Source organism: Plantimonas leprariae (genome assembly GCF_008802405.1).
In the GTDB taxonomy this organism is placed as follows: Bacteria; Pseudomonadota; Alphaproteobacteria; order Rhizobiales; family Rhizobiaceae; genus Plantimonas; species Plantimonas leprariae.
Genome location: NZ_VZDO01000001.1, coordinates 192,313 through 212,689 on the forward strand (window position 1 = coordinate 192,313; position 20,377 = coordinate 212,689).

General features: G+C 70.1%; 22 protein-coding genes and 1 other RNA gene. 9 read left to right on the plus strand and 14 right to left on the minus strand.

Annotated elements, in window-relative coordinates; all coding sequences use genetic code 11:
* The first annotated feature begins 26 nt into the window (after positions 1–26).
* Together dapD and F6X38_RS00845 are read left to right on the plus strand one after the other, a co-directional pair.
* Entirely contained in the window at positions 27–884 is an 858-nt protein-coding gene (gene dapD, locus F6X38_RS00840) for a 2,3,4,5-tetrahydropyridine-2,6-dicarboxylate N-succinyltransferase (RefSeq protein WP_150967644.1), read from the plus strand.
* Positions 885–918: 34 nt separating this feature from the next.
* Positions 919–1,686, plus strand: coding sequence for a phosphodiester glycosidase family protein (locus F6X38_RS00845; protein WP_150967645.1), 768 nt, complete (start codon positions 919–921; stop codon positions 1,684–1,686).
* A gap of 13 nt (positions 1,687–1,699) precedes the next feature.
* Here F6X38_RS00845 and F6X38_RS00850 read toward each other — a convergent pair whose 3' ends face one another.
* Positions 1,700–3,205 carry a lytic transglycosylase domain-containing protein gene (locus tag F6X38_RS00850; RefSeq protein ID WP_246191119.1) on the minus strand — a complete coding sequence of 502 codons (1,506 nt, stop codon included), beginning with the start codon at positions 3,203–3,205 and terminating at the stop codon, positions 1,700–1,702.
* Between the two features lie 173 nt (positions 3,206–3,378).
* On the opposite strand from F6X38_RS00850, the gene dapE reads away from it, so the two are divergent.
* Positions 3,379–4,578: a succinyl-diaminopimelate desuccinylase gene (gene dapE, locus F6X38_RS00855; RefSeq protein WP_150967647.1), complete on the plus strand. Its 1,200-nt coding sequence runs from the start codon at positions 3,379–3,381 to the stop codon at positions 4,576–4,578.
* Positions 4,538–5,170 carry a hypothetical protein gene (locus tag F6X38_RS00860; protein WP_150967648.1) on the plus strand — a complete coding sequence of 211 codons (633 nt, stop codon included), beginning with the start codon at positions 4,538–4,540 and terminating at the stop codon, positions 5,168–5,170. The genes dapE and F6X38_RS00860 overlap by 41 nt, the downstream gene beginning before the upstream one ends.
* 4 nt (positions 5,171–5,174) lie before the next feature.
* On the opposite strand, the gene F6X38_RS00865 is transcribed toward F6X38_RS00860, so the two are convergent.
* The 4 genes from F6X38_RS00865 to def all read right to left on the minus strand — a co-directional run bounded on the left by F6X38_RS00865 (position 5,175) and on the right by def (position 8,876).
* Positions 5,175–6,431, minus strand: coding sequence for an MFS transporter (locus F6X38_RS00865; RefSeq protein ID WP_425482805.1), 1,257 nt, complete (start codon positions 6,429–6,431; stop codon positions 5,175–5,177).
* 112 nt (positions 6,432–6,543) lie between these two features.
* On the minus strand, positions 6,544–7,371 hold the full coding sequence (truA, locus tag F6X38_RS00870) for a tRNA pseudouridine(38-40) synthase TruA (RefSeq protein ID WP_150967649.1): 828 nt from the start codon (positions 7,369–7,371) through the stop codon (positions 6,544–6,546).
* The gene (gene fmt, locus F6X38_RS00875; RefSeq protein ID WP_150967650.1) at positions 7,358–8,335 is read right to left on the minus strand and encodes a methionyl-tRNA formyltransferase; all 978 of its coding nucleotides are present in this window, start codon (positions 8,333–8,335) and stop codon (positions 7,358–7,360) included. Before fmt ends, truA begins: the two co-directional genes overlap by 14 nt.
* A 25-nt stretch (positions 8,336–8,360) precedes the next feature.
* A complete protein-coding gene (gene def, locus F6X38_RS00880; RefSeq protein WP_150967651.1) occupies positions 8,361–8,876 on the minus strand; it encodes a peptide deformylase in 516 nt (171 codons plus the stop codon).
* Positions 8,877–9,076: 200 nt separating this feature from the next.
* On the opposite strand from def, the gene F6X38_RS00885 reads away from it, so the two are divergent.
* Complete coding sequence (locus F6X38_RS00885) at positions 9,077–10,567, plus strand: serine protease (RefSeq protein WP_150967652.1); 1,491 nt, start codon at positions 9,077–9,079, stop codon at positions 10,565–10,567.
* On the opposite strand, the gene F6X38_RS00890 is transcribed toward F6X38_RS00885, so the two are convergent.
* From F6X38_RS00890 to F6X38_RS00915, 6 genes are all read right to left on the minus strand, one after another.
* The gene (locus F6X38_RS00890) at positions 10,568–11,797 is read right to left on the minus strand and encodes a lytic murein transglycosylase (RefSeq protein ID WP_150967968.1); all 1,230 of its coding nucleotides are present in this window, start codon (positions 11,795–11,797) and stop codon (positions 10,568–10,570) included.
* Positions 11,798–11,814: 17 nt separating this feature from the next.
* Positions 11,815–12,126 (minus strand): type II toxin-antitoxin system RelE/ParE family toxin, encoded by a 312-nt coding sequence (locus F6X38_RS00895; protein WP_150967653.1) that lies wholly within the window; start codon positions 12,124–12,126, stop codon positions 11,815–11,817.
* A 3-nt stretch (positions 12,127–12,129) separates the two neighbouring features.
* Entirely contained in the window at positions 12,130–12,375 is a 246-nt protein-coding gene (locus F6X38_RS00900) for a type II toxin-antitoxin system ParD family antitoxin (RefSeq protein ID WP_150967654.1), read from the minus strand.
* Between the two features lie 66 nt (positions 12,376–12,441).
* A complete protein-coding gene (gene recR, locus F6X38_RS00905; protein WP_150967655.1) occupies positions 12,442–13,047 on the minus strand; it encodes a recombination mediator RecR in 606 nt (201 codons plus the stop codon).
* A 9-nt stretch (positions 13,048–13,056) separates the two neighbouring features.
* A complete protein-coding gene (locus F6X38_RS00910) occupies positions 13,057–13,380 on the minus strand; it encodes a YbaB/EbfC family nucleoid-associated protein (RefSeq protein ID WP_150967656.1) in 324 nt (107 codons plus the stop codon).
* 13 nt (positions 13,381–13,393) lie between these two features.
* Complete coding sequence (locus F6X38_RS00915) at positions 13,394–15,286, minus strand: DNA polymerase III subunit gamma/tau (protein ID WP_150967657.1); 1,893 nt, start codon at positions 15,284–15,286, stop codon at positions 13,394–13,396.
* 187 nt (positions 15,287–15,473) lie between these two features.
* Here F6X38_RS00915 and F6X38_RS00920 point away from each other — a divergent pair, with 187 nt between their 5' ends.
* Positions 15,474–16,076: a methyltransferase family protein gene (locus F6X38_RS00920; RefSeq protein WP_150967658.1), complete on the plus strand. Its 603-nt coding sequence runs from the start codon at positions 15,474–15,476 to the stop codon at positions 16,074–16,076.
* Positions 16,077–16,094: 18 nt separating this feature from the next.
* Here the strand turns inward: F6X38_RS00920 and ffs are convergent.
* An RNA gene (ffs, locus tag F6X38_RS00925) (signal recognition particle sRNA small type) lies at positions 16,095–16,191 on the minus strand.
* Positions 16,192–16,273: 82 nt separating this feature from the next.
* On the opposite strand from ffs, the gene F6X38_RS00930 reads away from it, so the two are divergent.
* On the plus strand, positions 16,274–16,687 hold the full coding sequence (locus F6X38_RS00930) for an HIT domain-containing protein (RefSeq protein WP_150967659.1): 414 nt from the start codon (positions 16,274–16,276) through the stop codon (positions 16,685–16,687).
* Positions 16,684–17,589, plus strand: coding sequence for an NAD(+) diphosphatase (gene nudC / locus F6X38_RS00935; RefSeq protein ID WP_246191120.1), 906 nt, complete (start codon positions 16,684–16,686; stop codon positions 17,587–17,589). The genes F6X38_RS00930 and nudC overlap by 4 nt, the downstream gene beginning before the upstream one ends.
* Positions 17,590–17,592: 3 nt before the next feature.
* Here nudC and F6X38_RS00940 read toward each other — a convergent pair whose 3' ends face one another.
* Together F6X38_RS00940 and F6X38_RS00945 are read right to left on the minus strand one after the other, a co-directional pair.
* The gene (locus F6X38_RS00940) at positions 17,593–18,525 is read right to left on the minus strand and encodes a prephenate dehydratase (protein ID WP_150967661.1); all 933 of its coding nucleotides are present in this window, start codon (positions 18,523–18,525) and stop codon (positions 17,593–17,595) included.
* Positions 18,522–19,262: a 3-deoxy-manno-octulosonate cytidylyltransferase gene (locus tag F6X38_RS00945; protein WP_150967662.1), complete on the minus strand. Its 741-nt coding sequence runs from the start codon at positions 19,260–19,262 to the stop codon at positions 18,522–18,524. Before F6X38_RS00945 ends, F6X38_RS00940 begins: the two co-directional genes overlap by 4 nt.
* 194 nt (positions 19,263–19,456) lie before the next feature.
* Between F6X38_RS00945 and F6X38_RS00950 the strand changes: the two genes are divergently transcribed.
* Positions 19,457–20,350, plus strand: a complete 894-nt coding sequence (locus tag F6X38_RS00950) for a c-type cytochrome (RefSeq protein WP_150967663.1) — start codon at positions 19,457–19,459, stop codon at positions 20,348–20,350.
* Positions 20,351–20,377: the final 27 nt, after the last annotated feature.

The window sequence follows — 20,377 nt, forward strand, 5'->3', positions numbered from 1 at the left end:
CACCTGACCTCGAGAAAGGACCCGCGATGCCGGCCGACGAGAGCCACCGAGCCCTGGAATCCGCCATCGAGCGCGCCTTCGACGCCAGAGACGGGGTGAACGCCGCGACGCGTGGCGAGGTTCGCGAGGCCGTCGACGCCGCGCTGGACCTTCTCGACCGCGGCGAGCTTCGCGTCGCGACCCGCGGCGAGGACGGCGCCTGGACGGTGCATCAATGGCTGAAGAAGGCCGTGCTCCTCTCCTTCCGCCTCAACGACATGAGCCTGATCGACGGCGGCCCTGGCGGCGCGCCGTGGTGGGACAAGGTGCCCTCGAAGTTCGCCGGCTGGGGCGAGACCGAGTTCCGCGCGGCGGGCTTTCGCGCCGTGCCGGGCGCGGTCGTCCGCCGCTCGGCCTCGATCGGCCGCAACGCCATCCTGATGCCGAGCTTCGTCAATCTCGGCGCGTCGGTCGGCGAGGGCACGATGGTCGACACCTGGGCGACGGTCGGCTCCTGCGCGCAGATCGGCGCGCACGTGCACCTTTCCGGCGGCGTCGGCATCGGCGGCGTCCTGGAGCCGCTGCAGGCCGGGCCGACGATCATCGAGGACAACTGCTTCATCGGTGCGCGCTCGGAGGTGGTCGAGGGCTGCATCGTGCGCGAGGGCTCGGTGCTCGGCATGGGCGTCTTCATCGGCCAGTCGACCAAGATCGTCGACCGCGAGACCGGCTCGGTGACTTACGGCGAGGTGCCGCCCTATTCCGTCGTGGTGGCGGGCTCCCTGCCGGGCCGCCCGATGCCGGACGGCAGCCCGGGCCCCAGCCTCTACTGCGCCGTGATCGTCAAGCGCGTCGACGAGCGGACGCGCTCCAAGACCTCGATCAACGATCTCCTGCGGAGCTGACAGGGCCCTCGTTCGCTTCGCATCGGATCAGCGCATGGCTTTGCTCCAGCCTCTGGCTTTGCTCCTGTCCGGCTTCTTCGCCTGGCTGAATCCGGTCCCGGCGATCCCGCCGGAGCACGAAGGCCTATGCCGCACCGTGGCCGACGCGAACGGCGCGGAATACGTCGTCTGCGACGTCGACCTCGACCGCTACGGCCTGCATCTTCTGGCCGAGGACGGTGCCGGACGGCCGTTCGAGACCTTCCAGGCCGCGAACGGCTTTCTGGGTGAGCGTGGCAAGCCCGCCGTGCTGGCGATGAACGCCGGCATGTATCACGAGGACCGCCGCCCGGTGGGCCTCGCCGTCCAAGACGGCCGCGAGGTCGCGCCGGTCAACACCGCCGACGGGCGGAACGCGAATTTCACCATGAAGCCGAACGGCGTGTTCTTCGTCGAAGGCGGCCGCGCCTTCGTGCGCGAGACCAATCGCTATGTCGAGGAGAGGCACAGGCCGGACCTCGCGACGCAGTCCGGCCCGATGCTGCTCGCCGACGGCAAGCTCCACCCGCGCTTCATCGAAGGCTCGGACAGCCGCTACGTCCGCAACGGCGTCTGCACCGGCGGGGACGGGCGGCTGGTCCACCTCGTCCTGTCGCGCCGGCCGGTGAATTTCTGGGATTTCGCCGTGTTCTTCCGCGACCGGCTCGGCTGCCGCGACGCGCTGTTCTTCGACGGGCAGGTGTCGAGCCTGTTCTACCCGGCGCTCGGCATCGATTACCGCCGCGACCGGCTGGGTCCGATCCTCGCGGTCACCGAGCGCTGAGGCCTTCCGGAATTCAGTCGGCGTAGCCGAAGCGACCGTCGGCGGCGATCGTGCTGGACGCGGCGCCGTCGGAGAAGACGCGGACGATGCGGCCGGACTTCGCGGGCACGATGCTGCCGGCGGATACGGTGGCCGCGGCATTCGTCGCGACCGGCGCGCCGGAGGCCGCGACGGTGCGGCCGGGCTGCGAAGCAGCGGCGACGGCGACCGGCGCCTTCGCCGGCGCGTTCGTCGCGACGCCGGCGGCCAGGACCCGGGCCCTGGCGTTGAGGTCGACGATGGCGCGGTTCGCCTCGCCGATGTGCTTCTGGCGCTCGGCCGCGGCGACCAGCGTCTCGCGGTTCGCCGGAGCGCGGCTGCGCTCGATCGCCGCCATATGACGCTTGACGCTGGAGCAGTAGTCGGCCGCCGCCCGCGTCATCGTCGTGGTGCGGTGGCCGCCCTTGTAGCGCATGGCGGTGCCGCAGATGTCGTGGCCGCTCTTCTCCCAGGCGCCGGCGAGGTACTTCATGCCGTAGCGAAGGTTCGTCTCAGGATCGAAAAGGCCCTTCGCCGGCCCGTCGAAGCCGAGCGAGCGCGCCGTCGCCGGCTTGATCTGCGACAGGCCGTAGGCGCCGCCGCCGACGACGTTCGGCTTGTAATGGCTTTCCACCCGCACGACCGCGTAGGCGAGCTCACTCGGGATGTTGTTCTCGGCGGCGGACTTCTCGATCATCCGGTCGATCGCGGCGCTGCCGGTGATCGTGTCGTCGGTCATGAACGTATCGCCGATCCGGCTGCCGACGACGTCGAAGGCCCGCTTCGTGCCGCTCACCGCCGCGGCGGTCGTATCCACCGCGGCGACCTTCAGGGCGCTCGCCGACTGGGCGACGGTTGAAAGCGCGACCGGCACGCTTTTCCGCGGATCGAGGATGTCGCGGGCCGAGGCGATCGTCGCGGGAGCCCGCGCCGCGGCGACTTCCGCCGGCTTCGCGACGGCGGCCGTCTGTGCGGCGGCGGCCTGAGTCTCGGTCGACTGTGTGGCGAGCCTGTCGCCTTTTCCGGTGCTCATGATCACCAGCGCGGCGCGGCGTTCGGCGACATCCGCCTTGAGTGCGGCGATCTCGTCCACCGGCGGCTGCGAAGCGGCGGCTTGCGGCACTGCCGTGGCGGATGCGGCGACCGTCGCCGGCTTCGCCGTTCCGCCAGCCAAGGTCGCCGCTGCGTCCGGGGCCGCGGCGCGCTGCGCTTCCGCCGCCTGCAGCTTCTCCCAGTCGGGCTTCGCGGAAGGAAGCGCGATGCGGGCGCCGTCCTCCAGCGCCGCGAGCCGTACCGGAGCATAGCCGTAGGCATCCGGGCCGCCGGTCGGAGCCGCGGCCTGCGGCGGCTTGCGGACCAGGGCGGAGGATCGCATGGCGTTGTTTTCGGCGACGCAGGCGCCGAGGGCGAGCGGGGCTGCGAGCGCCACCATGCCGAGGGAACGAACCTTGCGCGTTTCGATCGAAAGCGCCCGAATGATCGTCCCCCGTGCCGCCGGCATTCCCATCTCCGCGCTGGTTGCGTTCGATCGTTCAGCGATTGTGACGAAAAGTGGCGGCGAAAAGGCAGCCGGCCACTAATCCCGCTCTCGGGTAACCATCCTGTAATGAAGTGAAACCTTTTGGCAACTGTTTCCGGCTTGGGAAACGCTCCGCTTGCCTCTAAGGGGCAGTGATGCTCCAGTTCGACGCAAGCCCCGCCGCGATTCTCGCGCGCCTCATCCGGTGCCCGTCCGTGACGCCGGCCGAGGGCGGCGCGTTGCAAGAGCTTGAGATCATGCTGGAATCGCTCGGCTTCGCGGTCGAGCGGCCGGTGTTCCGCGAGGACGGAACGCCGGACGTCGAGAATCTTCTCGCCTCCGCTGGGGATAAAGGTCCGCATCTCGCCTTCGCCGGCCATACCGACGTGGTGCCGCCCGGCCCCGATTCGGACTGGCGGCACCCGCCCTTCTCGGCCGCGGTGGACGGCAGCGAGATGTTCGGACGCGGCACGGTGGACATGAAGGGCGGCATCGCCTGCTTTCTGGCCGCGGTCGCGCGCGTCCTAGCGAAAGGTCCGCCGCCCGGACGCATCTCCTTTCTGATCACCGGCGACGAGGAAGGGCCGGCGATCAACGGCACGGTGAAGCTCCTCCGTTTCGCCGCCGAAAAGGGCGAGCGGTTCGACGCGTGCCTCGTCGGCGAACCGACGAATCCGAATGCCATAGGCGACATGATCAAGATCGGCAGGCGCGGTTCGCTTTCCGGCACGCTGACCGTGGAAGGGCGGCAGGGTCACGTCGCCTATCCGCACCTCGCCGAGAACCCGGTGCGCGGCCTCGTGACGCTGCTCGACGCGCTCCACGCCGAGCCGCTCGACCGCGGCAACGAGCGCTTCCAGGCGACGAACCTCGAAGCCACCGTCCTCGACAGCGGCGGGGTCGCCTCGTTCAACGTCATCCCGGCGCGCGCTTCCGCCTCGTTCAACGTCCGCTTCAACGACGAATGGACGCCGGACACGCTGAAGGCGGAAATCCTGCGCCGGCTGGACGAAGCCGCCTCCATCCAGAGGCTGCGGGCCGATCGGAACGATCCGATCCGCTACCGCGTCGAGTGGAAGGAGCCGCCGTCGGACGCCTTCCTGACGCGGGACGAAAAGCTCGTCGGCATCCTCGCCGGCGCGGTGGAGGCGGTGACCGGCCGGACGCCCGAACTTTCGACCTCCGGCGGCACCTCGGATGCGCGGTTCGTGAAGGATTATTGCCCGGTGGCGGAATTCGGGCTTGTCGGCCGGACCATGCATATGGCCAATGAACGGGTTGCCCTCTCCGACCTCGACACGCTGACGGAGATCTATGAGCTCTTCATCACCCGCTGGTTCGCCGCCTTCGCCTGAAACGCCTGGGCTGGCCGACATCCTCGGCTATTTCGCCGGCACGATCGACATGATGCGAGGCCGCGCCGAGGGCCTCAGGCGGCTCGATCTCACCGCCGACGGCTTCTGGACCTCGTTCCTGGCGCTGGTCGTCGCCCTGCCGCCGATGGCGCTGTCCTGGGTGGAATACGAGGACGTGCAGCGCGAGGCGCCGATGGCGGATGTCGGGCCGGTCGTGATCTACGGCGCGCACGCCTTCGCCGACCTCGCCGCCTGGGTCCTGCCGATCGTGCTCCTGATGGCGCTCGCCAACTGGATCGGGCTCGGCCGCCGGATCCTGCCGCTGGTGGTGGCGACGAACTGGGGCAACGCGCTGCTCGCCTGGGCGATGGTGCCGATCGAGCTCCTCGTGATCGCGACCAACGGGGCGAGCGCCGTGCTGCTTCTCGCCGTCGCGGCCTCCATCGTCGCGCTGGTGCTGATGGTTCGGCTCATCGCGACGGCGCTCGGCCAAGACCTGAAGGCGGCCGTCGGCATCACGCTTCTGATCGTCCTGACCTCGATCTTCTCCTACGGCGCGATCGCCGACCTCACCGGCATCTCGCTGATCTGAGCGTTCAGGCGCAGCAGGGAGCGGCGGCGGCTTCGCGGCGGCGGGCGACCGCTGCCTGCTCCTCGCGCCAGGACACGACGAAGATCAGGAGGCCGCCGAGCCCGAGCAGCGCCCCGACCCAGCCGGTCGAGGCGTAGCCGTAGCCGGCGGCGATCGCTAGACCGCCGAGCCAGGCACCGAGCGCGTTGGCGATGTTGAAGGCCGAGTGCATGGAAGCGGCGGCCAGCGTCTGCGCGTCGCCGGCGACGTCCATCAGCCGCGTCTGCACCGCCGGCCCGATCGCGACGCCGAAGCCGACCGCGAAGACGCAAAGGGCCAGCATCACCGGATGCTGCGCGGTCAGCGCGAAGAGCGCGAGGTCGGCGACGTTGAAGCTCATCATCCCGGCGAGCGTTCCCATCAGGGAGCGGTCGGCCAGCCACGAGCCGGCGACGTTGCCGCCGACCATGCCGGCACCGAACACGGCGAGGATCAGCGGCACCCAATCGGCGGACAGGCCCGCCACCTCGGTGGCCGTGGAGGCGATGTAGCTGAACACCGCGAACATGCCGCCGAAGCCGACCGCCGCCATGGCGAGCGTCAGCCAGACCTGCCGCTGCGCGAAGGCGCCGAGTTCGGTGAGCGCGCTCGCCCCCTCCTTCACGCGGTCGCGTGGCAGCGTCAGGGCGAGGAGCCCGACCGTCACCGCGCCGATCGCCCCGACCAGCACGAACATCGCGCGCCAGCCGAACCATTGGCCGAGGCTAGCGGTGATCGGCGTACCGACGAGCGTCGCGACCGTCAGGCCGAGCATCACCCGCCCGACCGCCTGGGCACGCCGGTTCGGCGCGACCATGGACGCGGCGACGAGCGCCGCCACGCCGAAATACGCGCCATGCGGCAGGCCGGCGAGGAAGCGGGCCACGATCATGGACAGGTAGCCGGGCGCCAGCGCGCTGAGGCCGTTAGCGCCCGCGAAGGCCAGCATGAGAAGAAGGAGCAGCGCGCGGCGGGGCAGCTTGGCGGCAAGGACCGCGATCACCGGCGCGCCGACGACGACGCCGAGGGCGTAGGCGCTGATCAGGTGGCCGGCCTCGGGCGTCGAGACGTGGAGACCTTCCGCCGCCTGCGGCAGGAGGCCCATGATCGCGAACTCGCCGGTGCCGATACCGAAGCTGCCGACTGCCAGCGCGAGGGTCACGATCGCCGCGGTCCGGCGCGAAACCGGCGGCGCGGCGGTCGATGCAAGGGTATCCATGTCGACGAGGGTGGCTTCGCTCAAGGGGAGGCTCCTGCACGGCTGCTTCGGCGCTCGCGCGCCACGAAAATCCGATCCGTCGCGGCGACCTCCCGTCCGCCGGCGCTGAATCGTTTTCGCATTGCGATATGACGGGCTAGTTACGCCGCTCGCTCGATGCTGCCAAGGACGTGAACGAATGTGTCGGCAGAAGTGATCGGGCCGCGCCGTCGCCCTCCGCCGTCTCGTAGTCCACTCCGACGAAGTAGAGGCCGCCCGGCGGCGCGACGGGACCGCAGGCGACGCGATCGCGCGCGGCGAGCGCGGCTTCGAGCTCGTCCGCCGTCCAGCGCTTCTCGCCGACGAGCTTCAGCGAGCCCGCGAAGGAGCGGATCTGGCTGTGGAGGAAGGAACGGGCCGAGGCGAGGATCTCGACCCCGCCGTCCACGGCGCGCCTGACGTCGAGCCGATCCAGCGTGCGGACCGGGTTCTTCGCCTGGCAGTTGGCGGCGCGGAAGGTCGAGAAGTCGTGCGTGCCGACGAGACGCTTCGCCGCCGCGTCCATAAGGTCCGCGTCGAGCGGGCGCGACACCCACCACACCCGCTCCCGGAACAGCGCAGCCGGGGCCCGGCGGTCGATGATGCGATAGACGTAGTGCCGCCGCTTCGCCGAGAAGCGCGCGTCGAAATCGTCGGCAACGCGCGTCGCCGACAGGACCGCGATCGGCTCCTCGCGAAGGTGGGCGTTGATCGCGTCGCGCACGGTGTCGGTGCGCCAATCGCGCTCAAGGTCGAGATGCGCCACCTGTCCCGTGGCGTGGACGCCGGCATCCGTGCGCCCCGCGCCGAACACGGTGGCGCGCTCGCCGACGAAGCGGAACACCGCCTCTTCCAGCGATCCCTGTACGGACGGGCCGTTCGCCTGGCGCTGCCAGCCGGCATAGGGGCCGCCGTCGTACTCGACGACGAGCTTAAAGCGCGGCATCGCCGCCGCCGATCCGCATGCCGGGCTTGAGCGAAGTCCCGCGCAGGAAGTCGGCCGCCCGCATCGCCCGGCCGCCGGCGCGCTGCAGTTCGAGGAGCCGCACCGCACCGCCGCCGCCGCAGGCGACGAGGAGCGCGTCGTCGAGAACGGTGCCGGCCGCGCCCTCCTCGGTCGCACTTTCCGCGCGCAAGAGCTTGACGCGCTCGGCTCCTGCGCCCGCATCGATCTCCGTCCAGGCGCCCGGAAACGGCGAGAAGGCGTTGATCTTCGCCGCGACCAGCCGGGCGTCGCCCGCGAAATCGATCCGCGTCTCGTTCTTCTCGATCTTCGGCGCGTAGAGCGGCTCGCGGCCGGTCCGCCCGGCGATCGCCGCCTGATCCTCGAACCGGAGCGTGCCCGCCTCCAGCAGCGCCAGCGCCTCGACCATCGCCTCTGCGGTCAGCAGCGCCAAGCGGTCGTGTAGTTCGCCGGCGGTTTCGCTTCTCCCGATCGGCGTTTCCCGCGTCACCGCGACGGGACCGGTGTCGAGGCCGGCTTCCATCCGCATCACCATCGTGCCGGTGCAGGCGTCGCCCGCTTCCACGGCGCGCTGGATCGGCGCCGCGCCGCGCCAGCGCGGCAGGAGCGAGGCATGGCCGTTGAGGCAGCCGAGCCGCGGCGCATCGAGCGCGGCCTGCGGCAGGATCTGGCCAAAGGCCACCACCACTCCGACATCGACGCCGAGGGCCCGCAGACCCTCGATCGCATCCGGCTCGCGGCGGAGCGAAAGCGGCGTGCGGACGTCGAGCCCGAGGCCGCGCGCGGTCGCCTCCACCGGCGAGGGCGTCAGTTCGAGACCGCGCCGGCCGGCGGCGCGGGGCGGCTGCGTATAGACCGCGGCGATCCGGTGCCCGGCTTCCGCGAGGGCTCTCAGCGTCGGAACCGCGAAATGCGGCGTCCCCATGAAGGCGACGGTCAGCGGCATCGGCGGCCCCGCGCTCCCCGGCCGGTCAAGCCACGGTTCGGCGCGCGGCCTTGGTGAACTTCTTCACCACCATGTCGCGCTTCAGCTTCGAGATGTGGTCGATGAACAGGACGCCGTTCAGGTGGTCGATCTCGTGCTGCAGGCAGGTCGCCAGCACGCCGTCCGCCTCGATCTCGTGCATCTCGCCGTCGAGGCCGAGAAAGCGCGCCGTCACGGTCGCCGGCCGCTCCACCTCGGCATAATAGTCCGGGATCGACAGGCAGCCCTCCTCGTAGGTCGACATCTCGTCCGAGCGCCGGACGATATCGGGGTTGAGGAAGACCTGCGGCCGCTTCTCCTCGTCCTCGCCGGACACGTCGATCACCAGCATGCGGATCGGCTCGCCGACCTGCACGGCGGCGAGGCCGATGCCGGGCGCATCGTACATCGTTTCCAGCATGTCGTCGGCGAAGCGCCGCAACTCGTCGTCCACGCGCTCGATCGGGCGCGAAGCCTTGCGCAGCAACGGGTCGGGCAGGATCACGAGCGGCTTCACGGTCATGCGCGTCAGGTAATCGCTGCCGTTCGAGGGGTCAATCGGAGTACCCGCAGCGCCATTTCATACCGCCGCATCACCTTTAAGGTGAAGGCCGGCGTTTTCCGCGCTGACGCAAGTGTTATCAGAGGGTAAACACGTGGATGGATCGATTTTCGCCGATCCACGTTCTCAAAGCCGACACAGCCATTCCTCCGGAGCCTCGCATGTTGCGGGCAGTTCAAGCACTTGCGACCGCCCTCCTCGTGGCGGCGGCGCCTATGGCGCTCGGCCAGAGCACCGCGGCGGCGTCCGAGCTTTCCGACGCCTACAACCACCAGACCGACCGGAACTTCCGCGTCGGCATGCAGATGCGCCTTGCCTGGACCGGCGACTACAAGGGCGGCTTTTCCGGGGCGATCGATCCCGCGAGCCTGCGCGCCATTCGCGACTTCCAGGCCCGCCACGGCATGGAAGCCAGTGGCGTCATCGACGAGGCGTTCCTGAAGCTTCTCGTCTCGGAAAGCGACCGCGCCCAGCAGGGTGTCGGCTTCCGGCTCGTCGACGATACGGTGACCGGCGCGCGCGTCGCGCTGCCGCTCGACCTCGTCAGCGACAACGGCCGCACCCCGATCGGGCGCGTCTGGCGCTCGGCGGACCGCTCCGTCGAGGTGGAGACCGTCCGCCTGACCGGCACGGACGAGACGCTCGACGGCCTCTACGCCACCCTGTCGCATCCGACGGCGAGCCGCTCGGTCGATGCTGCCACGCGCTCGGAAGACGGCTTCAGCGTTTCCGGCACCGAGGCGGGCCGCAAGTACGTGATGCGCTTCAAGGGCGTCGACGGCGATGTGCGCGGCTTCGGCGTCTCGTTCGACGCCGCGGCGGGCGCGTCGATCCTGCCTTATGCCGTGGTCGCCGCGAACCTCTTCGATCTATCGATCCCGGCGAACGGTAGCGAGATCGTGGCGGCGGCCGATACCGGCATCGGACAGGTTCCGGAGACCGCGGCGGCCGTGGCTCCGAAGCACCGGCTCTCCGCACTGTTCGAATCGCGCGTGAAGAGCGAGGAAGAGCGTCCGAACAAGGAGAAGGCCGATTCGTCCGGCTCCGGCTTCGCCGTGTCCAGCGACGGCTGGGTGCTCACCAACGCGCATGTCGCCGGCTCGTGCCGCACCGTCATGGTGGGCGACAAGGGCATCGCCGACCGCGTCGTTGTGGACGAGGCGAACGACCTTGCCGCCGTGCATGTCGGCGCGACCTTCGCCAAGCCGCTCCGCCTCGCCGCCGGCACCCCGCGGCTCGGCGAGGATGTGCTGGCGCTCGGCTTCCCGCTCCGTTCCATCCTGGCCGACAGCCTGAACGTCACGCGCGGCAACGTCTCCTCGCTGCTCGGCCTGCAGAATGACCCGCGCTACCTGCAGATTTCGGCCCCCGTGCAGCCCGGCAATTCCGGCGGGCCGCTGGTCGACCTGTCCGGCCGGGTGGTCGGCGTCGTCACCGCCAAGCTCGACGCGATGGCAGTGGCGGACGCCACCGGCGACATCCCGCAGTCGATCAACTTCGCCATCCGGCCCGACGCGGCCTCGGCCTTCCTCGCGAAGAACGGCATCGACTTCGCCTCCGCCCCGGCTTCGAAGACCTTCGGCAGCGTCGCCGACACAACGGAAACCGTGCAGGACGCGGTGATGCCCGTCCTTTGCCTCGCCGCGAAGTGATCAGTCCAAGCCGGCGGCGAAAGCTTTCGAGGGCCAGCAAGTCTCCGGCATACCCGCCTTCCGCTCCGCGCTGCCGATCGAGCGGCGGGTCTTGAAGCCCGGCAGACCGTCCGCGCTTCCGACGTCGTAGCCCCGCGCCTGCAGCTTCTCCTGCAGCCGCGCGGTGTCGCCGCGGCTCATGCCGCCGGCCATGCGCCAAGGGGTTCTGAACGCCCCGCCCGTTCCCGCGATCCGGTCCGCCACCTGCCCGATGAACAGGGCGTAGGTGTCGGAGTTGTTGTATTCCTTGATGACGTAGAAATTCGGCGTCGCCACGAAGGCCGGGCCCATCCGCCCTGCCGGCATCAGGAGATGCGCCGTCGCCCGGCCCTCCCCCTTGCCGAAGGAACCGCCGCCCAGCGGCGCCGCGCCGGCCTTGGCGAAGTCGGCGACCGGCCGCCCCTTGTCCGGCCCCTCGCCGGTGCAAGACAGGCTCGTCGGCACCGTCGCCTCGACGCCCCAGCCGCGACCGCGCTGCCAGCCCTTGAGCTGCAGGTAATGCGCGATCGACGCCAGCGTGTCGGGCGTCGATCGCCAGATGTCGCGCCGCCCGTCGCCGTCGAAATCGACCGCGTATTCGGTGAACTTCGAGGGCATGAACTGCGGCTGCCCGAGCGCCCCGGCCCAGGACGAGCGCATCTCGGAAATCTTCAGGTGCCCGTCCGCGACGATGCCGAGCGCCGCGAGGAGCTCGCCCCGGAACATCTCCTTGCGGCGCGAGGCCCAGGCCTTCGTGCCGAGCACTTCGAAAGCGTCGTAGGGGATCTTCGCCGCGCCGAAATTCGACTCGCGCCCCCAAATCGCCAGGACGATCCCGGCCGGAACGTCGGTCTGCCGCTCGATCCGCGCGAGCGTCGCGCGATTCTCCGCCCCAAGCGCACGCCCCTTGGCGACGAGCCTGGCGATCGCCTTCTCGTCGAAATAGGCGGCCGGATCGCGGAACTCGGCCTGGCTCGACTTCTCCTCGATCTTCGGCTTCTCGCCGGGCAGGACGAGGTCCGGCAGCTTCAGGTTCGGCTTCACCCCGTCGAACGCCGCATCGAACACGGCCCGCGGCACGCCGCGCTTCGCCGCCGCCGGCCAGATGTCGGTTTCGAGGAATCGGCGGAAGTCGGCCGTCTGCCCAGCGGTCTGGGCGTGGACGGCGGGTGACATAGCAGCCACTATCACCGCCAGAGAACTCAGCAGCATAGCCCCCGGCGGTCGTCTCATGCACCCGACCCGAAATATGCGTCCAAGTCTCGATGTCCGTCCAGAATCTCTACGACCTCGAACACATCCCCGCCGGCATACCGAAAAAAGATGACGTGGCTTTCGGAAACAGCGTAACGAAGATCGGGACCCAGTTCAGATCTTGCTCGCCCCATTGTTCCGGGCAGCCCGGCGAGTTGCGAACAGCGAGCTCTGATCGCAGCCACCCGCCTGCGACCGACCGCGGCGCTGCCGGATGTCTCCCGAACGTGTACGAAGATTTCCCCGAGACTTCGAAGGGCAGCATCGGAATACCGAACCCGACGCACCCCTCAGCGGCCCTCGACCACAAGTTTCCGTTCGATGTCGTCCAGATAGGCTTCCACTTCCTCATCAGTGTGAGAGCCCCCCTTTTCGAGCGCGTCCTGCAATCTGGCGCGAAGCCAGTCGAGCTGCTTCTCGCGCTCTTTCACCAGCCGGAGCCCCTCTTCCACGACCTCGGCCGGCGAGGCGTAACGGCCGCTCCGGACCAGCGTGTCCACCATCCCGTCCCAGGACTTGCCGACGCTGACGTCCATGCGGCGAATTCCCATCAGGTTGCGGGCGTGATCCTAGCAGAGACCGGCCGGAAACGGCAGTCCCGCTCAGAACGCCGTTCTCGCACGCATCGCGGCGGAGAGCGTGCCTTCGTCGAGGTAGTCGAGCTCGCCGCCGACCGGCACGCCGTGCGCGAGGCGCGTCACCTTGATGTCGAAGCCGGCGAGCTGGTCGATGACGTAATGCGCCGTGGTCTGGCCTTCGACGGTGGCGTTCACCGCGATAATGATCTCGGTAATCCCGCCTTCCGCGACCCGCTCGACCAGCCGGCGGATGGTCAGGTCCTCCGGCCCGACGCCTTCCAGCGGCGAGAGGACCCCGCCGAGCACGTGGTAGGCGGCGTTCAGCGCCTTCGCCCGCTCCAGCGCCCAGAGGTCGGAGACGTCCTCCACCACCACCACCGTCGACTGGTCGCGCGCCGCATCGGCGCAGATCGTGCAAGGGTCGCGCGTGTCGATGTTGCCGCAGTTGGAGCAGACGAGCACCGAATCGCGCGCCCGGCCCATCGCCTCCGACAGGGGGCCGAGCAACTGCTCCTTGCGCTTGACGAGATGCAGCGTCGCGCGCCGCGCCGAGCGGGGGCCGAGGCCCGGCAGCTTGGCGAGAAGCTGGATCAGCCGTTCGATCTCCGGACCTGCGATGGGCTTCGCCATCGAGACCCCTCAGAACGGGAACTTCATGCCGGGCGGCAGGGGCAGCCCGGCCGTCAGCGATTGCGTCTTCTCGGCGATCCTCGCTTCCAGCTTGCCCCGCGCGTCGTTGTGCGCGGCGAGGATCAGGTCCTCGAGGATGTCCTTTTCCTCCAGCTTCAGCAGCGAATCGTCGATCTTCAGCGCGGCCATCTCGTTGCGCCCGTTCAGCGTCACCTCCACGAGGCCGCCGCCGGACTGGCCGGAAACCGAGACGTCGGCGATCTCTTGGCTGAGCCCCTGCATCTTCTCCTGCATGGCCTTCGCCTGCTTCATCAGGCCCATGATGTCCTTCATGGAAAAATTCCTCTCAATCGTCGTCGGGAGCGAGCGAAGGGTCGGCCGCGAGTTCGGCCGCGTCGGCGCTGTCGGGGATCGCGGTCTCCGCCGCCTCGACCGCCGCCAGCGCGCCGTCGCGCAGACGCACGTCGATCACGCGCGAGCCGGGAATGCTCCTGAGGATCGCCGCGACCTGCGGGTCGAGCTCGGCATCGGTCAGGAGCGCGTCGCGCCGGCTGGTCTCGATCTCCTCCAACGTCGGCGCGCCGCCATCGGTCGCGATCGAGACGATCCAGCGCTTGCCGGTCCAGTCGAGCAGCCGCTTCTGCAGGTCGCCCGGCAGCGTGCGCGGCGCACCCTCGGTGAGGGCGATCTCCAGCCGACCGTCCTCGACGCGCACCGGGCGTACCGATCGGCGCAGGTGCACGCGCATCAGCGAATCGCGCTTCTCTTCCGCGAGCGCCGCGAGGTCGGCGATCGAGCGGATCGGGGGCGCGGCGGGCGGAGCCTCGGCTGCGACCGGCTGCGGAGCGCTCGGCTGCGGCGATGGCGCGGGCCCGCGCGCGGCCACCGTCAGGTGCGGCGCCGGGCTCGCCGCGGCGAGCGGGCGGGCGACGGGAGCCGGCGCGACCGCCGCCGGCGCAGCCGTCGCCGTCGCGGCCGCGGGCAACGCCATCCGCTGTGCCGGCGGAGATGGTGCGTCGCGCGGGGCGGCGGCGGGAGGGAGGGCCGGCAGGTCCCCCGCTTCGCCGCTGCGGACCATGCGCGCGAGGTCGGCCGGTCCCGGCAGGTCGGCGGCATAGGCGATGCGGATCATCGCCATCTCGGCGGCCTGACGGGGCGAACTGGCCAGCCGCGCCTCCTCGATCGCCTTGAGGAGCATCTGCCAGACCTGCGCCAGCGCGCGCACGGTCAGGCGCTCGGATATCTCGAGGCCGCGCACGGATTCCGCCGGCGACAGGGCGGCGTCCTTCGCCTGTTCCGGCACGAAGCGGAGCGTCGAGACGAGATGGGTGAAGTCGGCGAGGTCGGTCAGCACCACGACCGGGTCGGCCCCGCTCGCGTGCTGGGCGCGGAATTCGGCGAGCGCCGCCGTCGCATCGCCGCGCATAAGGTGCTCGAAGAGGTCGATCACGCGGGTGCGGTCGGCGAGCCCCAGCATGTCGCGCACGGCCGCCGCCTCGACCCGGCCGCCGCCATGCGCGATCGCCTGGTCGGCGAGCGACAGCGCGTCGCGCACCGAGCCTTCCGCGGCCCGCGCGATGAGGCGCAGCGACTCCTCGTCGAACGAGACGCGCTCGGCCGCCGCGATGCGCTTCAGGTGCGCCATCAGCGTCGCGACGTCGACGCGCCTGAGGTCGAAGCGCTGGCAGCGCGACAGGACGGTGATCGGAACCTTGCGGATCTCGGTCGTCGCGAACACGAACTTCACGTGCTCCGGCGGCTCCTCCAGCGTCTTCAGCAGGCCGTTGAAGGCCTGCGTCGACAGCATGTGCACCTCGTCGATGATGTAGACCTTGAAGCGGGCCGAGACCGGCCTGTAGCGAACCTGCGCGATGATCTCGCGAATGTCGTCGATGCCGGTATGCGAGGCGGCGTCCATCTCCACCACGTCGACGTGCCGGCCTTCCATGATGGCGCGGTCGTCGATCCCCTCCTCGCGCATGGCGATCGTCGGCTGGTCGCAGGATCCAGTGCGGTAGTTCAGGGCGCGCGCTAGGATGCGGGCGGTGGTGGTCTTGCCGACGCCGCGCACGCCCGTCAGCATCCAGGCCTGCGCGATGCGGCCCGTCTCGAAGGCGTTGGTCAGGGTGCGCACCATCGGCTCCTGGCCGATGAGGTCGTCGAAGCTGGTCGGCCGGTACTTCCGGGCGAGGACCCGGTAGGCGCCGCCGGTGCTTTCAGCGTTCGGTTCGTCAGGCATGCCGGTTCAGGTCGCGTCCTCGGCGCGGCGGCGGGTCCGCCCGCGACGTCTCGCCGCGAAGCCTAAACGGCTTTCGGCAGGATGCAATCGGCGCCCTCGCCTCGCCCGGGCTCGCTCGGCCATGATGCCGCCGCGATCGGATTGGCATGCGGACGCCGAGCCGCGACCGGCGCCGAGGGAATCACCGATGACGCTGAGCGAATTCCAGCATCTGCGCCGCCTCCTGCTCATCGGCCTCGTCGCCATCGCCTTCCTTTGTCTCCTGTTCGTACGGTCCGCCTGGACCGGCGACACGCACGAGACGATCGAGGCCGCGGGGATGGGGCTCATCGTCGTCGGCATCGCGGGGCGCCTCTGGTGCACCCTCTACATCGGCGGCCGGAAGGCCGCCGAGATCGTGGATATCGGGCCTTATTCGGTCTGCCGCAACCCGCTCTACGTCTTCTCCTCGATCGCGGCCTGCGGCGTCGGCGCGCAGACCGGCAGCGTCGCCGTGGCGGCCTTCTTCCTCCTCGGCTGCGCCCTCGCCTTCCAGATCGTGATCCGGCGCGAGGAGGGGTTTCTGGCCGAAGCCTTCGGCGAGGCCTATCGCCAGTATCTCGGCCGCGTCCCGCGGTTCTGGCCGAACTTCCGCCTCTACGCCGATTCGGCGACGATCACCGTCACGACGTCGCGCGTCCGCCGCACGCTGATCGACGCGCTGCCGTTCTTCGCGGCCATGCCGGCCTTCGAGGCGGTGGAATACCTGCAGGGCACGGGCGCGATCCATGTCGCGCTGCGCCTCTACTGACGGCATCGGAGGAAAAGGGTGGGAGGCTGGCACGATGACCCGTGCCGGGCTCGTTGGGGCTGCTTCCTTCCGGACCTGACCCGGTTGGCGAGTGGCTCGTCCACCACCAACCTCCCGCGCCCCATATCGCCCGTCCCCCTTTGAATTGCAAGCCGCCGCCTAGATTCATGCGGACGCTCTGAATATCGATGGACGGCATGCGACGCTTCGCGCTGGACCCCCGTTTGGCGAAGGACACGCGGCACGTCGCGCCGTTGGGCCTCTGCGACCTTCGCGTCATGAACGACCGGCGCTGGCCCTGGGCGATCTTGGTGCCGAAGCGCAACGACATCGTCGAGTTCCACGACCTCAGCCCGCTCGACCAGACGATGCTGACCTTCGAGACCTCGCTCGTGTCGCGCGCGATGAAGCGCTGGGCGCGCGCCGACAAGCTGAACATCGCGACGCTCGGCAACATCGTCTCGATGTTCCACCTGCATGTGGTGGCGCGCCACATGGACGACCCGAACTGGCCGGGGCCGGTCTGGGGCTTCGGCACCCCCGAACCCTATCAGGACGCGGAACTGCGGGCCTTCGTGGACGGCCTGAAAACGGAAGTGCTGCAATCGTGAACATCAGAACGCCGCCGCATCTCGGCTTCAGCGGCAACCGGCTTCGGCGCGCCGGCGAGGAGCGGACCGAGGCGACGCTCGGAGAGGCGCTGGCGCATCCCGCCGCGCGCGTGCTCCTGCGCGGCGAGGGTGGCTGGCTGTCCGGCTCGGACGGCTTCCTGTTTCCCGTCGGCGTCGCGGAGCGGCTCGGCGGCGAGGACGCGGTGCTGCTCGGCACGGAGCCGGGTGGCGCGCCGCGGCTGGCGATGCGGATCCCGGCAGTCGGTTCGGACGACGGATCGCAGGCGCAGCCCTTGCGGGCGCTCGCTATGTCCGGCGCGTTGGAGAGCGACCTCGAAGGACAGCTCGCGCAAGCGGAGCATTTCCTCAATTGGCACCGGCGCGCCAGGTTCTGCGGGCTTTGCGGCGGCCCGACCGTCGCGGAGGCCGCCGGCTACCGCCGCCGCTGCACCGCCTGCAACGAGACGCATTTTCCCCGCACCGACCCGGTGTCGATCATGCTGATCCACGACGGCGACGGCTCGTGCCTCCTCGGGCGCGGTGCGCATTTCGCACCAGGCATGTGGTCCTGCCTCGCCGGCTTCGTCGAGCCCGGCGAGACGCTGGAGGACGCGGTGCGGCGCGAGGTCGAGGAAGAGGCGGGCATCGCGGTCGGCGAGGTCGGCTATCTCACCTCGCAGCCCTGGCCTTTCCCCGGCTCGCTGATGCTCGGCTGCCATGGCCTGGCGACGAGCCGCAAGATCACCTTCGACCACGCCGAACTGGAGGATTGCCGCTGGTTCGGCCGCCACGAGGTTCAGGAGATGTTCGCCGAGCGGCACCCCGGCGGCCTGACGCTGCCGAAACCCTTCGCCATCGCCCACCATCTCGTGAAGGCGTTCGCGGAAAGGCGGATCGGCTAAGCCCTACTCCGCCGGCGTCAGCAGCGCGCGGCGGTCGGGGGAGGCGCGGTAGACCCCGAGGTTGCGGAACTCGGCCGAGAAGAAGCGCAGTTCCTCCAGCGCCCGCGCCACGGCCGGGTCGTGCGGGTGGCCCTCGATGTCGGCGTAGAACAGGGTCGCGGCGAAGGTGCCGCCGATCTGGTAGCTCTCCAGCTTCGTCATGTTGATGCCGTTGGTCGCAAAGCCGCCGAGCGCCTTGTAGAGCGCGGCCGGCAGGTTGCGCACGCGGAACACGAAGGTCGTCACCACGTCGCGGCTGATATGGGCGCGTCCGCCGTCGGCCGGATGCGGGTCGCGCGGCGTCCAGAGGCTGAGGCGACGCTCGTCCGGATCGGCGAAGTCGAGGCGGTCGGGATCCTGCAGGATCACGAACCGGGTGACGTTCGATTCCGAGTCCTCGACGTTGCGCTCCAGGATGTCGAGGCCGTAGCGCCCGGCCGCGAGTTCGGGCGCGAGCGCAGCTTGGCTGCGGTTGCCGTTTTCCGAGACCTCGCGCGCCGCGCCCGCCGTGTCGCCGGCGATCACGGCGCGCCAGCCGTTGCGGCGGAGATATTCGCGGCACTGGCCGATCGCGTGGACGTGGCTGTGGACGCTGCGAATCTCGTCCCGCCGCACGCCCGGCAGCGCCATGAGCTGGAAGTGGATCGGCATGAAGTATTCGCCGACGATCTGCAGGCCGGAGCGCGGCATCAGGTGGTGGATGTCGGCCACCCTGCCGGCCAGCGTGTTCTCGATCGGGATCATGCCGAGCACCGCTTCGCCGCCCTTCACGGCGGCGAGCGCGTCGTCGAAGGACGGGCAGGGCAGCGGCTCCAGTTCCGGATGCACGGCCTGCGCCGCCATGTCGGAATTCGCCCCCGGCTCACCCTGGAAGGCGATCTTCAGACGCTCGCTCATCGCACCGCTCCCGAGGCGTAGAGCGCGCGGGCGCGCTCGAGATCGTCCGGCGCGTCGACGCCGAGCGGCACGGCATCGACGATCCGCGCGTCGATCCGCATGCCGGCTTCGAGCGCCCGGAGCTGCTCCAGCTTCTCGCGGCGTTCCAGCACCGAGGGGCCGAGCGCGACGAAGCGCTCCAGCGCCGCGCGCCGATAGGCGTAGAGGCCGACATGATGGAAGAGCGGCCCCTCCCCCCAGGGCGCGGTGGCCCGCGTGAAGTAGAGGGCGCGGAGGCTCCGCTGCCCCGTCGGCGAGCCGACGAGCTTCACGACGTTGGGATTGGTCTTCTCGGCCGCCTCGCGGATCTCGACGCAAAGCGTCGCGATGTCGCAAGCCGGCTCGCCGAGCGCTTCCAGCACCTCGCGCACCGTTTCCGGTTCGATCGTCGGCAGGTCGCCCTGCACGTTGACGATCGTGTCCGCCTCGCCCGCCGGATCGACCCGGCGCATCGCCTCGAAGATGCGGTCGGAGCCGGACTGGTGCGCCGCGTCCGTCATCACCGCCTCGAAGCCGGCGGCCTCGACGGCGCCGGCGATCTCGGCCGTGTCGGTCGCCACCACGACGCGGCCGATCGCCGCCGCGGCGGCCCGCTCCGCGACGCGCACGATCATCGGCTTGCCGGCGATGTCGGCGAGCGGTTTGCCCGGCAGGCGGGTGGAGGCGTGGCGGGCGGGAACCAGTACGAGAGCGGACATCGCCGTATTTAGAAAGATGCCAGGGAACGGATTGAGAAATCGCGTGCGGGGTGCCAAAAGGAGCGCCACGGCGCTTCCTTACAGGCGGCGCAACGAATTCGCAAAAGCCGTGCGCGACTTTTGCTTTCAGACGAGACAGCCGGAAGGGCGCAGCGCAAACGCCCGACCGACAGCCGACGGGGACCGCCCTTCTCATGGATTCATTCGAGGCCAACAAGATCTTCGGGGCCATCCTCGGCGTGATCTTCGTTCTGTTCGGCGGCAGCCTCCTCGCGGAAGGCATCTTCCACTCCGAAGCCCCGGAAAAGCCGGGCTACGCCATCGAGGCCATGGAAGCGCCGACGCCGGGCGGCGCGCCGGCCGCCGATCCGAACCAGGTGACGCCGGTGGCCCAGCTTCTCGCCAGCGCCAGCCCGGATGCCGGCGCGGCGCAGTTCAAGAAGTGCCAGGCCTGCCATTCCGGCGAGAAGGGCGGCCCGAACAAGGTCGGCCCCGACCTCTGGGACGTGGTGGAGCGCCCGATCGCGCAGCACGAAGGGTTCGCCTATTCGGCCGGCATGAAGGCCTTCGCCGCCGAAGGCGACGGCAAGTGGGATTGGGACAAGCTCAACCACTTCATCCACGGCCCGAAGGACTACGTGAAGGGCACGGCGATGGGCTTCGCCGGCTTGAAGAGCGACAAGGACCGCGGCGACCTCCTGGCCTATCTCCGCACCCTGTCCGACAGCCCGAAGGAACTGCCGAAGGCGGAAGCGGCCGCTGCCCCCGCCGAAGGCGCCGCGCCCGCGCCGAACGCTTCCGGCGGCGCGCAGACCGCGCCCGGCGCGACCACCGATTCCAGCAACGACACGCAGCCTCAGGCTCCGGCCGCGGGCGTCGGCGCGACGCCGGCGACCCCCTCGACGCCGCCCGGCCCGGCGGCCGGCAACGCCGCGCCGGCGGAAGGCGCGCAGCCCGCTTCGCCCGGCCCGGCTCCCGCGACGCCGCCGGCCGCCCCCCCTGCTCCGCCGGCTCCGCCCGCACCCGGCGCCGCTCCGGCTCCGGCGGCTCCTGCGCCGGCCCCGGCGGCCCCTGCGCCGGCCAACTGATCCATCCGACCGGAAAAGGCCGCCCGC

Coding starts and splice junctions, on each gene's coding strand:
- dapD (WP_150967644.1), top strand. CDS start 27: ATGCCGGCCGACGAGAGCCACCGAGCCCTGGAATCCGCCATCGAGCGC.
- F6X38_RS00845 (WP_150967645.1), top strand. CDS start 919: ATGGCTTTGCTCCAGCCTCTGGCTTTGCTCCTGTCCGGCTTCTTCGCC.
- F6X38_RS00850 (WP_246191119.1), bottom strand. CDS start 3,205: ATGCCGGCGGCACGGGGGACGATCATTCGGGCGCTTTCGATCGAAACG.
- dapE (WP_150967647.1), top strand. CDS start 3,379: ATGCTCCAGTTCGACGCAAGCCCCGCCGCGATTCTCGCGCGCCTCATC.
- F6X38_RS00860 (WP_150967648.1), top strand. CDS start 4,538: ATGAGCTCTTCATCACCCGCTGGTTCGCCGCCTTCGCCTGAAACGCCT.
- truA (WP_150967649.1), bottom strand. CDS start 7,371: ATGCCGCGCTTTAAGCTCGTCGTCGAGTACGACGGCGGCCCCTATGCC.
- fmt (WP_150967650.1), bottom strand. CDS start 8,335: ATGCCGCTGACCGTCGCCTTCATGGGGACGCCGCATTTCGCGGTTCCG.
- def (WP_150967651.1), bottom strand. CDS start 8,876: ATGACCGTGAAGCCGCTCGTGATCCTGCCCGACCCGTTGCTGCGCAAG.
- F6X38_RS00885 (WP_150967652.1), top strand. CDS start 9,077: ATGTTGCGGGCAGTTCAAGCACTTGCGACCGCCCTCCTCGTGGCGGCG.
- F6X38_RS00890 (WP_150967968.1), bottom strand. CDS start 11,797: ATGCTGCTGAGTTCTCTGGCGGTGATAGTGGCTGCTATGTCACCCGCC.
- F6X38_RS00900 (WP_150967654.1), bottom strand. CDS start 12,375: ATGGACGTCAGCGTCGGCAAGTCCTGGGACGGGATGGTGGACACGCTG.
- recR (WP_150967655.1), bottom strand. CDS start 13,047: ATGGCGAAGCCCATCGCAGGTCCGGAGATCGAACGGCTGATCCAGCTT.
- F6X38_RS00910 (WP_150967656.1), bottom strand. CDS start 13,380: ATGAAGGACATCATGGGCCTGATGAAGCAGGCGAAGGCCATGCAGGAG.
- F6X38_RS00915 (WP_150967657.1), bottom strand. CDS start 15,286: ATGCCTGACGAACCGAACGCTGAAAGCACCGGCGGCGCCTACCGGGTC.
- F6X38_RS00920 (WP_150967658.1), top strand. CDS start 15,474: ATGACGCTGAGCGAATTCCAGCATCTGCGCCGCCTCCTGCTCATCGGC.
- F6X38_RS00930 (WP_150967659.1), top strand. CDS start 16,274: ATGCGACGCTTCGCGCTGGACCCCCGTTTGGCGAAGGACACGCGGCAC.
- F6X38_RS00940 (WP_150967661.1), bottom strand. CDS start 18,525: ATGAGCGAGCGTCTGAAGATCGCCTTCCAGGGTGAGCCGGGGGCGAAT.
- F6X38_RS00945 (WP_150967662.1), bottom strand. CDS start 19,262: ATGTCCGCTCTCGTACTGGTTCCCGCCCGCCACGCCTCCACCCGCCTG.
- F6X38_RS00950 (WP_150967663.1), top strand. CDS start 19,457: ATGGATTCATTCGAGGCCAACAAGATCTTCGGGGCCATCCTCGGCGTG.